The sequence below is a fragment of the Catellatospora aurea genome, from assembly GCF_042663325.1.
Taxonomy (GTDB): domain Bacteria; phylum Actinomycetota; class Actinomycetes; order Mycobacteriales; family Micromonosporaceae; genus Catellatospora; species Catellatospora aurea.
Genome location: NZ_JBHTAC010000017.1, coordinates 139,486 through 150,987 on the forward strand (window position 1 = coordinate 139,486; position 11,502 = coordinate 150,987).

12 protein-coding genes and 2 tRNA genes are annotated in these 11,502 nt (G+C 71.0%); 9 read left to right on the plus strand and 5 right to left on the minus strand.

The genetic code is table 11. The features are described from left to right. Positions 1–25 precede the first annotated feature (25 nt). The 4 genes from ACFQO7_RS18845 to ACFQO7_RS18860 all read right to left on the minus strand — a co-directional run bounded on the left by ACFQO7_RS18845 (position 26) and on the right by ACFQO7_RS18860 (position 4,842). Positions 26–1,777 carry an NAD+ synthase gene (locus tag ACFQO7_RS18845; protein ID WP_376807567.1) on the minus strand — a complete coding sequence of 584 codons (1,752 nt, stop codon included), beginning with the start codon at positions 1,775–1,777 and terminating at the stop codon, positions 26–28. A gap of 152 nt (positions 1,778–1,929) precedes the next feature. Continuing rightward, positions 1,930–2,979 carry a cation:proton antiporter family protein gene (locus ACFQO7_RS18850; RefSeq protein ID WP_376807568.1) on the minus strand — a complete coding sequence of 350 codons (1,050 nt, stop codon included), beginning with the start codon at positions 2,977–2,979 and terminating at the stop codon, positions 1,930–1,932. Between the two features lie 10 nt (positions 2,980–2,989). Further along, positions 2,990–3,928 carry a hypothetical protein gene (locus ACFQO7_RS18855; RefSeq protein WP_376807569.1) on the minus strand — a complete coding sequence of 313 codons (939 nt, stop codon included), beginning with the start codon at positions 3,926–3,928 and terminating at the stop codon, positions 2,990–2,992. A gap of 89 nt (positions 3,929–4,017) precedes the next feature. Next, positions 4,018–4,842, minus strand: coding sequence for a hypothetical protein (locus tag ACFQO7_RS18860; RefSeq protein ID WP_376807570.1), 825 nt, complete (start codon positions 4,840–4,842; stop codon positions 4,018–4,020). Positions 4,843–5,014: 172 nt separating this feature from the next. Between ACFQO7_RS18860 and ACFQO7_RS18865 the strand changes: the two genes are divergently transcribed. Further along, the gene (locus ACFQO7_RS18865; RefSeq protein WP_360520558.1) at positions 5,015–6,367 is read left to right on the plus strand and encodes a glutamine synthetase family protein; all 1,353 of its coding nucleotides are present in this window, start codon (positions 5,015–5,017) and stop codon (positions 6,365–6,367) included. A gap of 124 nt (positions 6,368–6,491) precedes the next feature. Further along, entirely contained in the window at positions 6,492–6,917 is a 426-nt protein-coding gene (locus ACFQO7_RS18870) for a DUF350 domain-containing protein (RefSeq protein WP_203699177.1), read from the plus strand. A 207-nt stretch (positions 6,918–7,124) separates the two neighbouring features. On the opposite strand, the gene ACFQO7_RS18875 is transcribed toward ACFQO7_RS18870, so the two are convergent. Further along, on the minus strand, positions 7,125–8,009 hold the full coding sequence (locus ACFQO7_RS18875; protein WP_376807571.1) for a 3-methyladenine DNA glycosylase: 885 nt from the start codon (positions 8,007–8,009) through the stop codon (positions 7,125–7,127). 70 nt (positions 8,010–8,079) lie between these two features. Here ACFQO7_RS18875 and ACFQO7_RS18880 point away from each other — a divergent pair, with 70 nt between their 5' ends. From ACFQO7_RS18880 to ACFQO7_RS18910, 7 genes are all read left to right on the plus strand, one after another. After that, on the plus strand, positions 8,080–8,418 hold the full coding sequence (locus ACFQO7_RS18880) for a PadR family transcriptional regulator (RefSeq protein ID WP_376807572.1): 339 nt from the start codon (positions 8,080–8,082) through the stop codon (positions 8,416–8,418). Beyond that, positions 8,415–9,230, plus strand: coding sequence for an ATP-binding cassette domain-containing protein (locus tag ACFQO7_RS18885; RefSeq protein WP_376807573.1), 816 nt, complete (start codon positions 8,415–8,417; stop codon positions 9,228–9,230). The genes ACFQO7_RS18880 and ACFQO7_RS18885 overlap by 4 nt, the downstream gene beginning before the upstream one ends. Then, positions 9,227–9,919 carry an ABC transporter permease gene (locus tag ACFQO7_RS18890; protein WP_376807574.1) on the plus strand — a complete coding sequence of 231 codons (693 nt, stop codon included), beginning with the start codon at positions 9,227–9,229 and terminating at the stop codon, positions 9,917–9,919. Before ACFQO7_RS18885 ends, ACFQO7_RS18890 begins: the two co-directional genes overlap by 4 nt. A 92-nt stretch (positions 9,920–10,011) precedes the next feature. Next, positions 10,012–10,797, plus strand: coding sequence for a fumarylacetoacetate hydrolase family protein (locus ACFQO7_RS18895; protein WP_376807583.1), 786 nt, complete (start codon positions 10,012–10,014; stop codon positions 10,795–10,797). A 68-nt stretch (positions 10,798–10,865) separates the two neighbouring features. Further along, positions 10,866–10,937, plus strand: a tRNA-Gln gene (locus tag ACFQO7_RS18900). 132 nt (positions 10,938–11,069) lie between these two features. Further along, positions 11,070–11,145 (plus strand) — tRNA-Glu (locus ACFQO7_RS18905). A 98-nt stretch (positions 11,146–11,243) separates the two neighbouring features. Then, positions 11,244–11,438, plus strand: coding sequence for a hypothetical protein (locus tag ACFQO7_RS18910; RefSeq protein ID WP_376807575.1), 195 nt, complete (start codon positions 11,244–11,246; stop codon positions 11,436–11,438). Positions 11,439–11,502 lie beyond the last annotated feature (64 nt).

Here is an 11,502-nt window from a genome sequence, read left to right on the forward strand (position 1 = left end):
GTGCAGTAATTCACTGAGACAGTGATCAGCTTTCGCGCCAGCGGTTGGTGATGGGCAGGCGGCGGTCGCGGCCGAACGCCTTGAACGAGATCTTGGTGCCGGGCGCGGACTGGCGGCGCTTGTACTCCGCCCCGTCGACCAGCCGCAGGATGCGGTCCACCAGGGCCGGGTCGTGGCCGTCGGCGACCAGCTCGTCGCGGCCCTGGTCGCCGTCGACGTAACCGGCCAGGATCGCGTCCAGCTGGTCGTACGGCGGCAGCGAGTCGGTGTCCAGCTGCCCCGGGCGCAGCTCGGCGCTCGGCGGCTTGGTGATGGAGCTCTCCGGGATCACCTCGCCGACCGTGTTGCGCCAGTGCGCGAGCTTCCACACCAGCGTCTTCGGCACGTCCTTGAGCGGGTTGAACGCGCCCACCGAGTCGCCGTACAGGGTTGAGTAGCCCACGGCCAGTTCGCTCTTGTTGCCGGTGGTGAGCACCAGGTGGCCTTCCTGGTTGGAGAGCGCCATCAGGATCACCGCGCGCACCCGGGCCTGCAGGTTCTCCACGGCCAGGCCGGACAGGTTCAGGTTGGACAGGAACGCGTCCACCATGTGCTCGATCGGCTCGATGCGGTAGTCCAGGCCGGTCAGCCGGGCCAGCTCGGCGGCGTCGTCGCGGGAGTGCTGCGACGAGTGGCCGCTGGGCATCGAGACGCCGACGACGTGCTCGGCTCCGAGCGCGTCCACCGCGATCGCGGCGACGACCGAGGAGTCGATGCCGCCGGACAGACCCAGCAGCACCGACTTCGCGCCGTTCTTGCGTACGTAGTCGCGCAGGCCCAGCACGAGGGCGTTCCACACCTCGGCCTCGTCGCTGAGACGGTCGGCGATCCCGGCGTCGGCGGCCGGGCCGGCAGGCTGGGCCCAGGAGGTGGTCAGCGGGACCCGGGCGACACGCATGGCGCCGAGGTGTCCGGTGGGCGCGTCCGGGTCGGCCTCGGGCAGGTGCAGGTCGTGCACGAGCAGCTGCTGGTGGAACTGCGGCCCCCGGGCGAGCAGCGTGCCGTCTGCGGCCACGAGCAGCGAGTCGCCGTCGAAGGTCAGCTCGTCCTGGCCGCCGATCATGTTGACGTACGCCACGGTCGCCCCGGCCTCGGCGGCCCGCCGCCGCACCAGCGGCAGCCGCACGTCGTCCTTGTTCAGCTCGTACGGCGAGCCGTTGATGTTGATGACGAGCCCGACCCGGGCCGACGCGGCCACCGCGAACGGGCCGCCGGCCTGCCAGATGTCCTCGCAGATGGTCAGCGCCAGGTCGGCCTGGCTGCCGTCGGCCCACTGCGCCCGCACCACGGTCAGCGTGTCGCCGGGCACGAAGTAGCGGTCCTCGTCGAACACGCCGTAGTTGGGCAGGTGGTGCTTGTCGTAGCGGGCGGCGACCACACCGCGGTGCAGCAGCGCCAGCGAGTCGCGGGGGCCGACCGGGGAGGTCGAGTCCGCGCCGAGCCGCGCCGGGCCGTCCGCGTCCAGGTAGCCCACGATGACGGCCAGCTCGCCCAGCCCGTCGGCGGCCAGATCCGCGGCCAGCCTCACCAGTGCCTGCTGGGACGCCTCGACGAAGGACTGCCGGAACACCAGGTCCTCGACCGGGTATCCGGTCAGCATCATCTCGGGGAAGGCGACCAGGTGCGCGCCGGCCTCGGCGGCCCGCGCGGACCACTCGCGGACGATGGCGGCGTTGCCGGCGAGATCGCCGACGGTCGGGTTCACCTGGGCGAGAGCGAGACGCAGCGTGGCGGTCATGCCCTCATCTTCCCGCACACCCCACCCGCCGCGCGTTTCCCACCAGGCGTGTGCCCGGCCACAGTCCCGCCGTACCCAAGATCACCCGACTTGCCCGGCACCTGTGCGTACTTTGAGACGGCTTTCGCCCACCTGCCTGGCAAGTCGGGCGATCAAGCGGGGGTGCGCACGCGTCGGCGGCGATCCAGGAGGTGGTTGGCGGCGTGGTGGGTGAGGTTGGTGACCAGGATGGCGGGGGCGACGACGGCGACCACGCCCGCGAACTGGGCCTCCAGGCGCAGCGCGAGGATGATCGCGGTGATGCCGTTCTGCTGGGCGAAGGCCAGGTGCAGCCGGTCGGCGGCGGGCATGTTCCGGGTGAGCAGCCAGCCGACCACGATCTGCGCGGCGAACGCGGCGAGGCCCAGGGTCACCCCCTCGGGCAGCGCGACACCACCGATGAGCAGCAAACCGAGCAGGACCGTCGCGGCGTACAGCGCGCCCTGCGTGATCCGAGGCAGCAGCCGGTCCAGCCAGATCGGGCGCAGGAACAGGCCGACCAGTGCCAGGCCGAGCATCCAGAACTGCCACACCGCGACGGCGACCACGACCGCGAGCAGAGCGTCCGCCCAGCGGGGCCGGTCCCGGACGGCATACCGCCACAGCAGCCACACCACCGCCGCGAAGGCGAGATTCAGACCCAGATCCGCGGCGTACGCCACGAGCCCGTCCGCGACGTGCACCCCCTGCTCGCCCCGCGTGCCCAGGCCGAGGGCGTCGGTCGTCACGGCGGCGGCGTAGACGGTCAGCACCACCGTGACCGGGTCGTCGAACGAGGACCATGCGGCCAGCACGGTCCGCGCCCGGGGCGAGAGCCGGTCGTCGCCGAGCAGCGCCGCGACCGACAGCGGGTCGATCTGCGCCACCACGATGCCCAGCAGCAGGAACAGCGGATCCTGCCAGGCCAGCGCGAGCGATCCGCCGATCAGCGCGGCCTTGACCACGACACCGACGGTCACCGCGGTGACGATGAGCCGCCGGTCCTGCCGGGCCGCCGCGAGGTCGATGCCGTAGGTGCTGCCGTACAGGCCGATCGCCAGCAGGGCGGCGGTGGCGAGCAGGTAGGGCGTGGTGTCGGTGGCGTCGGCGATCCGGACGCCGGTGACGGCGGCGAAACCGAGGCCGATCAGGACGGCCAGGGCGAGCCAGGCCAGGCGGCGCACCGCGTACCCCCTAGGTGTTCTGCTGGGTGATGGGCAGGCGGCCGGAGCGCCGCCGCAGTTCGGCGGAGAGCTTCTCCAGCGCGTCGTCGGCGGTGTGGATCTGGGCCTGGTCGAGGGTGACCCCGATGACGTGCACCGCGGGATTGCTGTTGATCATGTGGTAGTAGATCGCACCCTGCTCGACGTCGAAGACCATGCGGATCAGCGGCCCGGTCTCCAGCGCGCTGAACCGGCCGTCCAGCTCCGCCATCAGATCTATGATCTGCGGCCCGTGCTCGTGGTACTTCTCCCGCCGCTGCGCCTGCGTCGTCTCGACCGGCTGGAAGTCCTCCAGCCGGTCGAACACGTCGATCGCGAAGACCTGCTGGCGGCCCTCGTAGTAGGCGACGTAGTGCAGCTGCTCCAGACTCAGCGCGGCCCGGCAGGCGTCGAAGTACTTGGTGTGCTTGGCGGCGTCGTAGCGGCCCTGGGCGCGGACGAAGGAGACCGTCTCGATCGGCAGCGGCTCGCGCGGCGCGGGGATCGCGGCCGCTTCGGCCACCGGCGCCTCGACCCGGAAGTAGAACCAGCCCATGGCGAACACCGACAGGCCCAGGATCAGGGTGACCATGCCGACGACACCCTCGATCGGGTCGCCGCGCAGCCACTCGGGCCGGGCCGCCTGCAGGAAACCCTGGGTCGCGGTGGCGAACCCGGCGACGATGAGGAAACCGGCCCGCGCCCGCTGGAACACGATGCGGCCGACCTGCGAGGCGTACAGGATCGCCGCGCCGACGCCCAGCACCATCGCCGTGATGGCGGTGCGCAGGTAGTCGAAGTCCTCGTTGTTGAGCACCGCGAGCAGGATCTCGCCGAGCAGCGGGATCGCGAACGAACCGGCCAGGATGCCGGCGAAACGTTCCGCCCAGACGGCTTTCGGCTGCGCGGGGGCGTTGTCGGACGGGGGCATGGACACACCTTGAGGGAGGGGTGGAGGCCGGTCAGGCCGCGATTCCCGCCATCCTAAACGGACGCCTCAACGATGATCAATGTCCTGGGTCAGCCCCGCGGGCTCGGCTGCGCCCCGCCGAGGGTGATGGGCAGCAGCTTCTTCGCCGCCTGCTCCAGCAGCCCGGTGAACCGGCCCAGGTCGGCGACCGCGCCCTGCCGCTCGCCGGAGTCCATCTCGCGCAGCATCGACAGCAGCCCGCCGACCCGGCCCAGCGCCAGGTAGCCGGTCATGGTCCGCTCCTTGCCGGTGAGCGTGAAGCGCAGCGCGTACGCGTCGCCCTCCAGCTTCAGCAGATCCGCCGGGAGCCGGTCGCGCGGCACGTCCTCGACGCGCACCCGGACCGCCGTGCCGTCGTCGAGCACCGCGTTGAAGTCCCGGCAGCGCTGGCCCATCCGGCGCAGCTCGTTCAGGGTGCCGAGCGCGCCGTCGCCGGAGAAGGTGCTCAGCACCTGGGTGATCAGCGTGGGCCCGCGGTGCCCGGAGACCGCCTGGGCGGTGGGCTGCAGGCGGGCCTTCGGGTGCGTGGTCGCCACGGTCGCCGCGGCGGTGCGGATCAGCTCGTCGGGCGCCCCGAGCAGGGCCGCGCAGCGTTCCGGGCGGGGCGTGCGCACCTTGGGCGACGGGCTGGGCTGCTGCGGGGCGTAGCTGGCCGGCAGGTCGACGTCGGCCAGCAGCGCCGCCTGCAGCTCCGGCTGCGTCGCGGTGAGCGGCAGGGTCTTGCGGGTCGTCTCGGTCGCCTGGGCCTGCTGCTGGCGGTGCGTCGCGCCGAGCACCCCGGCCAGGGTGAGCGCGCCGATCAGCAGCCCACCCAGGGCGATACCGCCCGCGATGGTGCGGTGGCGCACCGGGAAAAGGGAGTCCAGGCGGTTCATGGGCGCTCCTTGCGCATCGAGGGGAGCTCCGTGTCACTGACCGTCTCAACGGGGTGAAGGGCGTCGAAGTTGCGGCATCACCGTGCTCCGGCGTACAGCTGAGGGATGGCGTAACGTGCGCGTAATGAGGCCGGGCCAGACTGGCCGGAGATCTCGTCTAGGAAGGCTTGCCGTGGATCGTCAGCAGGAGTTCGTGCTGCGTACGCTTGAGGAGCGCGACATCCGCTTCGTGCGCCTCTGGTTCACCGACGTGCTCGGCACCCTGAAGTCGGTCAGTGTCGCCCCGGCGGAGCTGGAGGCGGCCTTCGAGGAGGGCATCGGCTTCGACGGATCGGCCATCGAGGGCTTCGCCCGGGTGTACGAGTCCGACATGATCGCCATGCCGGACCCGACGACGTTCCAGGTCTTCCCGTTCGAGGGCGGCGGCTCCGGCGAGAGCGCCCGCATGTTCTGCGACATCCTCATGCCCGACGGCACCCCGAGCTGGGCCGACCCGCGCCACGTGCTGCGCCGGGCGCTGTCGAAGGCCGCCGACAAGGGCTTCACCTTCTACACCCACCCCGAGGTCGAGTTCTTCCTGCTCGCCGACGCGCCCGCGGACGGCGGCGTGCCGACCCCGGTCGACTCCGGCGGCTACTTCGACCACACCACGCACGCCATCGCGCGCGACTTCCGCCGCCAGGCGGTGCTGGCGCTGGAGCGCATCGGCATCTCCGTGGAGTTCAGCCACCACGAGGTCGCCCCTGGCCAGCAGGAGATCGACCTGCGGTACGCGGACGCGCTGACCACCGCCGACAACATCATGACGTTCCGGCACGTGATGCGGGAGGTGGCGCTGTCGCACGGGGTGCGGGCCACCTTCATGCCCAAGCCGTTCACCGACCAGCCCGGCAGCGGCATGCACACGCACCTGTCGCTGTTCGAGGGCGAGCGCAACGCCTTCCACGACCCGGCCGACCCGCACAAGCTGTCCAAGACCGCCAAGGCGTTCATCGCGGGCGTGCTCACCCACGCGCGGGAGTTCACCGCGGTCACCAACCAGTGGGTGAACTCGTACAAGCGGCTGTTCCCGCAGATGATCCCGGACCGGATCAGCGAGGCCCCGGCGTACGTCTGCTGGGGTCACCTGAACCGCTCCGCCCTGGTCCGCGTCCCCGCGTACGGCAAGCCGAACTCGGCCCGGGTCGAGGTGCGCTCGCTGGACTCGGCGACCAACCCCTACCTGGCCTTCGCGGTGCTGCTCGGGGCCGGTATGAAGGGCATCGAGGAGGGCTACGAGCTGCCCCCGGGCGCCGAGGACGACGTCTGGGCGCTGTCGAACGCCGAGCGCCGCGCCATGGGCTACTCGGCGCTGCCGGAGAACCTGTCCGAGGCGATCGACGTGATGGCGGGCTCCGAGCTGGTCGCCGACGTGCTCGGCGAGCACGTGTTCGACTTCTTCCTGCGCAACAAGCGCGCCGAGTGGGAGGAGTACCGGCGCGAGGTGACTCCCTACGAGCGGATCAAGTACCTCGGTGCGCTCTAGCAGCCCAGGTATCGGTGGCTCAGCCTCGGTGCGCGGTAAGTAACCTGGTCAGACCCGTGCGGACGCCCCTGTTGCGGGCGTCCGCTAGCCTCCCGAGCGACATTCGGATGCAGTGGAGGCGTACATGGTGCAGGACCTGGTCACAGGTGCGTGGCAGAGCGTGGTGTTCGGGGTGGCCGGGATCTGCCTGATGGCGGTCGGCTTCGTGGTGGTGGACCTGCTGACGCCGGGCCGCCTGCGGGAGCTGATCTGGCACCAGCGCAGCAGCAACGCCGCACTCCTGCTGGCCGCGAACCAGCTGGGCATCGCGCTGATCGTGTTCACCGCGATCTTCACCAGCTACGAGGACTTCGGCAAGGGCCTGGCCTCCACGGTGATCTTCGGCCTGCTCGGCATCGGCCTGATGGCGCTGGCGTTCATGGCGCTGGACTGGCTGACCCCCGGCCGCCTGGGCGAGATGATCGCCGAGATCGAGCCGCACCCCGCCGCGAAGGTCACCGCCGCCACCCACTTCGGCGCGGCCCTCATCGTCTGCGCCTGCATCGCCTGACCCGCCCCACGCCCGATCCCGGGCGGGGCGGTGTTGCGTCCGTGGGTGCAGAGCAAACTTTTGGGTGCAGAGCAAAGTCTGCGCCACCGATCACCGCCCGACCCTTGCGTCCGGCGGTGATCGCCGTTCCGCCCCACTGCGCCGTCTTTCCAGCGCCCGTCGAGCGGATCTAGATGATTTGTTGTCACTGGGACGACCACAAATCATCTAGATCCGGGTGGGAGCGCCGGTGGAGGCGAGGAGGCGGTCGCAGGCGGTGATCAGGGCGGTGCGGAGGGGGGCGGCGCGGTCGGCGAAGGAGCGCTGGGTGGCGGCGTACTCGGCGCGGCCGTCGGGGGTCTCGATGCGGACCGGGGGGAAGCCCAGGTCGGCGAGGTCGTAGGGGCTGGCGCGCATGTCGAGTTCGCGGATCTCGCGGGACAGGGCGAAGCAGGCCGTGACGAGTTCGCCGGCGACCAGCGGGGAGAGTTTGTAGGCCCACTTGTAGAGGTCCATGTTCGCGTGCAGGCAGCCGGGCTGTTCGAGGGCGGGCTGCAGCTCGCGGGTGGGCTGGTGCACGTTGAGGGGCCGCGCGGGCGCGGTGAAGAAGCGGAACGCGTCGAAGTGGCTGCACCGTACGCCGCGGTCTTCGACGACCTCGGCCGTCGCGGCGGGGGACAGGCGCAGCGGCCAGGAGTTGTGCCGGACCTCCTGCTGGGTCTGGCGGTAGACCATGGCCCACTCGTGCATGCCGAAGCAGCCCAGCTGGGCGGGCCGGGACGCGGTCGCGGTGAGCAGGTCGCGGATCCAGCGCACCGAGTCGGCCCGCTTGGCCAGCAGCGCGGGGTCCAGCAGAACACCGCCGTCGACGGCGAGGTAGTCGCGCTCGGCGACGCCGTCGCGCAGCAGCACGCCGTGGCCGGGGTGCCAGCGGCGCAGCTGTGCCGGACGGTGCGAGTAGTACGTGAACAGGAAGTCGTGCACCGGGTGCTTCACCCCGTCGCGGCGGCGGGCCAGGTGCTGGGCCAGCCAGCCGTCCACCAGCTCCTCGTGCGCCTGCCGACGCGTACGCCAGACACCGGGGTCGAGGACCTCGGCGGCGGCGATGTGCATCAGGCCAGGGTACCGGTGGCGCAGACTAGGTAGCGACACCAACTAGCTTGCTGTGCTAGCGTCTCGCGCCATGGAGCTGGAGCGGCGCAGTCAGTGGCTGCGAGGAGTGCTCGACCTGTGCGTGCTCGGGGTGCTCGCTCACCGCGAGTCCTACGGCTACGAGCTGATCCAGTCGCTGCACGCGGCGGGGCTGGACGGCATCCAGGGCGGCACTCTCTATCCGGTGCTGCTGCGGTTGCAGCGCGGCGGCCAGGTCGCCGCACACTGGCGCGAGGGCGGGTCCGGCCCGGCCCGCAAGTACTACCGGATCACCCCGGAGGGCGCCGAGACGCTGCGGCGGTCCGCGGCCGACTGGGAGGCCTTCGCGGGCGGGGTGAGCGCGATTCTGCGAGAGGTGGCGGCACGGTGAGACACGACACCTGGCTCGATGCCCTCGCCGGCGAGCTGCGCCGGCACGGGGTGGCCGCGGAGACGGCGGGCAACGTGCTCGCCGAGACCGCCGCCCACCTGTGGGAGAGCGGCGACGACCCGCTGCGGGCGTTCGGCCCGCCCCAGGCGTACGCGGCGACGGTCGCCGACAGCGTGCGCCTGGACCCGCCGCGGCGCGCGCCCGGCGGGCCGGTGCGGCTGGAGGTGCTCGGCATCACCAAGCGGTACGGCCGCCGGACCGTGCTGCGCGAGGTGAGCCTGACGGTACGCGCGGGCGAGGTCGCCGCCGTGGTCGGCGCGAACGGCTCCGGCAAGAGCACGTTCCTGGGCATCTGTGCGGGCCTGGTCAGCCCGGACCGGGGCGAGGTGCGGGTGCACGGCGCCCTCGGCTACTGCCCGCAGGGCGGCGGCACCAGCGACTTCCTCGTGCCGGACGAGCACTTCCTGCTGGTGGGCGCGGGCCGCGGCATGTCCCGGGCGGACGCCCGGGACAGCGGCCGGGCGGGCGCGGCGGCGCTGGACTGGGATCCGCGCGGCGGCACACAGGCCCGCCACCTGTCCGGCGGCACCCGGCAGAAGCTCAACCTGGTCATGGCCGGGCTCGGCGACCCGGACGTGCTCCTGCTGGACGAGCCGTACCAGGGCTTCGACCAGGGCTCTTATCTGGACTTCTGGCAGCAGGTGCACCGCTGGCGCGACGCGGGCAAGGCGATCGTTGTGGTGACCCACCTGCTGAACACCCGCGACGGGGTCGACACCGTGCTCGACCTGACACCACGGGAGAGGGCATGAAGAAGACACTCGTCGTCGCCGAGATGGCGCTGCGGGAGATCGCGCGCCGCCGGGGTGTGCTGGCCATTCTGCTGATCTTCCCGTTGGCTTTCTACCTGAGTCGGCGTGACTCGCACGCGGGGCAGTCGATCCGGTTCGTGTGCCTGGGGATCGGCTGGGCGATGAGCACCGCGGCGCTGTTCGCGGGCAGCGCGGCGCGGGCCGTCGAACCCAGGCTGCGGCTGTCCGGATACCGGAGCAGCCACCTGTATCTGGGCCGGCTGGCCGCGCTGTGGACGGTAGGCCTGCTGCTGTCGGCGCCCTACTACGTGCTGATCCGCATCGACCAGGAGCACATCCGGTACGGCGCGATCGGGCTCATCATGCTGCTGACCGTGGCGGTCGCCGCGCCGTTCGGGCTGGCCCTCAGCGCCGCCCTGCCCCGGGAGCTGGAGGGCATGCTGGTGCTGCTCATCGTCGTGGGACTGCAGATGATGATGGACCCGGCCGACTCGGCCTCACGGCTGCTGCCGTTCTGGTTCAGCCGCGAGATCGGCACCTACGCCGTGGACCACACCGACGGCGGTTACCTGACCCGGGGCCTGATCCACGCGGCGGTGTGCCTGGCGGCGCTGCTGGCGGTGGTGGCGGTAGCGTCGGGATACCGGCTGCGACAGCGGTCACACCTGCGGTTCGTCGCCCGGCGCTGAGCCGGTCGCGGGTGGAGCGAGCGGGGTCACACCAGGCCTACGGCGTAAGTTGAAGCTGGACATCGACAAGAGATCTTCAGCTGGGGGCTGTGGTGCGCATCGCTCGCTTCGTTCATCCGGGTGGCATGTCGTTCGGCGTGGTGGAGGGGGATCCGGAGGCCGGAGCCCAGGCGCTGACGGTACGCGCGATCAACGGGCACCCCTTCGGTGAGCTGGATCTCACCGAGCAGCGCTTCGCGCTGGCCGACGTGCGCCTGCTCTCCCCGATCCTGCCCAGCAAGGTGATCGGCGTGGGGCGCAACTACGCCGACCACGCCGCCGAGCACGGGGCGGAGGTGCCCAAGGAGCCGCTGCTGTTCCTCAAGCCGTCCACATCGGTGATCGGGCCGCACGACATCATCCGGCTGCCCGAGCAGTCGCACCAGGTCGAGCACGAGGCCGAGCTGGCCGTGGTGATCGGCGCCACGGGCGCGCGCCGGGTGGACCGGGCCGGAGCCGAGAAGGCGATCTTCGGATACACCATCGCCAACGACGTCACCGCGCGCGACCTGCAGAAGAGCGACGGCCAGTGGACCCGGGCCAAGGGCTTCGACTCGTTCTGCCCGCTGGGACCGTGGATCGACACCGCCGTCGACGTCACCGACGCCGAGGTGCGCTGCGAGGTCAACGAGGAGGTGCGCCAGCTCGGCCGCACCTCGCAGATGGTCTTCGACGTGCCCACGCTGGTGTCGTACGTGTCGCACGTGATGACGCTGCTGCCCGGCGACGTCATCCTCTCCGGCACGCCGGCGGGGGTGTCGCCGCTGGCCGCGAAGGACGTCGTGAGCGTGCGCATCCAGGGGCTGGGGGAGCTGCGCAACCCGGTCGCCGCGCGGTAGGGGATACCGATTTGGCGCTGCCGGGGAGGTCAGGTAAAGTTCTGTCCCGGCAGCGGCAACGGTGCCAATGGGGTATGGGGTAATTGGCAGCCCAACTGATTCTGGTTCAGTTAGTCTAGGTTCGAGTCCTGGTACCCCAGCAACCAAGCAAGATCGGGTGAAGCCCGATTCGCGCGAGGCTGCTGGACCTGCTAAAGTTCAGCGGGCCGCCGAGCTGAGAAGTCAGCTAGGCGGTCGAAAAATGAATAAGGTGTTCTCCGGAACATCGACCTGGCCCCGTCGTCTAGCGGCCTAGGACGCCGCCCTCTCAAGGCGGTAGCGAGGGTTCGAATCCCTTCGGGGCTACCAGGTTTCCAGAAGCTCACGAGCATTGCTCGTGAGCTTCTGTCGTTGTGCGCAGGAGGCGGGGCTGCGGCGATGGCGCAGGCCCGCTATCGTCCGCGTTCATGAACCCCTGGATCGTCGGTGGCGTGGTGCTCGGTCTCATCCTGGTGTTGGCGGTCGTCGCCGACCGCCGTGGCAAACGGCACGGCCACATCAATCCGCCGGAGAACTACTACGACGGCAACCCGATGATCCACGCCGCCCGCGAGGTGGGCACCCTCACCTCGGCCGGCGGCGGAGCGAACGGCGGGGTCTAGACGTCGGCACCGGCGTCGCGGCCGGGTCGGCCGCGCCGGGAACGGCGAGCGCCGGCCACGTCAC

Coding starts and splice junctions, on each gene's coding strand:
- ACFQO7_RS18845 (WP_376807567.1), bottom strand. CDS start 1,777: ATGACCGCCACGCTGCGTCTCGCTCTCGCCCAGGTGAACCCGACCGTC.
- ACFQO7_RS18855 (WP_376807569.1), bottom strand. CDS start 3,928: ATGCCCCCGTCCGACAACGCCCCCGCGCAGCCGAAAGCCGTCTGGGCG.
- ACFQO7_RS18860 (WP_376807570.1), bottom strand. CDS start 4,842: ATGAACCGCCTGGACTCCCTTTTCCCGGTGCGCCACCGCACCATCGCG.
- ACFQO7_RS18870 (WP_203699177.1), top strand. CDS start 6,492: ATGGTGCAGGACCTGGTCACAGGTGCGTGGCAGAGCGTGGTGTTCGGG.
- ACFQO7_RS18875 (WP_376807571.1), bottom strand. CDS start 8,009: ATGCACATCGCCGCCGCCGAGGTCCTCGACCCCGGTGTCTGGCGTACG.
- ACFQO7_RS18880 (WP_376807572.1), top strand. CDS start 8,080: ATGGAGCTGGAGCGGCGCAGTCAGTGGCTGCGAGGAGTGCTCGACCTG.
- ACFQO7_RS18890 (WP_376807574.1), top strand. CDS start 9,227: ATGAAGAAGACACTCGTCGTCGCCGAGATGGCGCTGCGGGAGATCGCG.
- ACFQO7_RS18910 (WP_376807575.1), top strand. CDS start 11,244: ATGAACCCCTGGATCGTCGGTGGCGTGGTGCTCGGTCTCATCCTGGTG.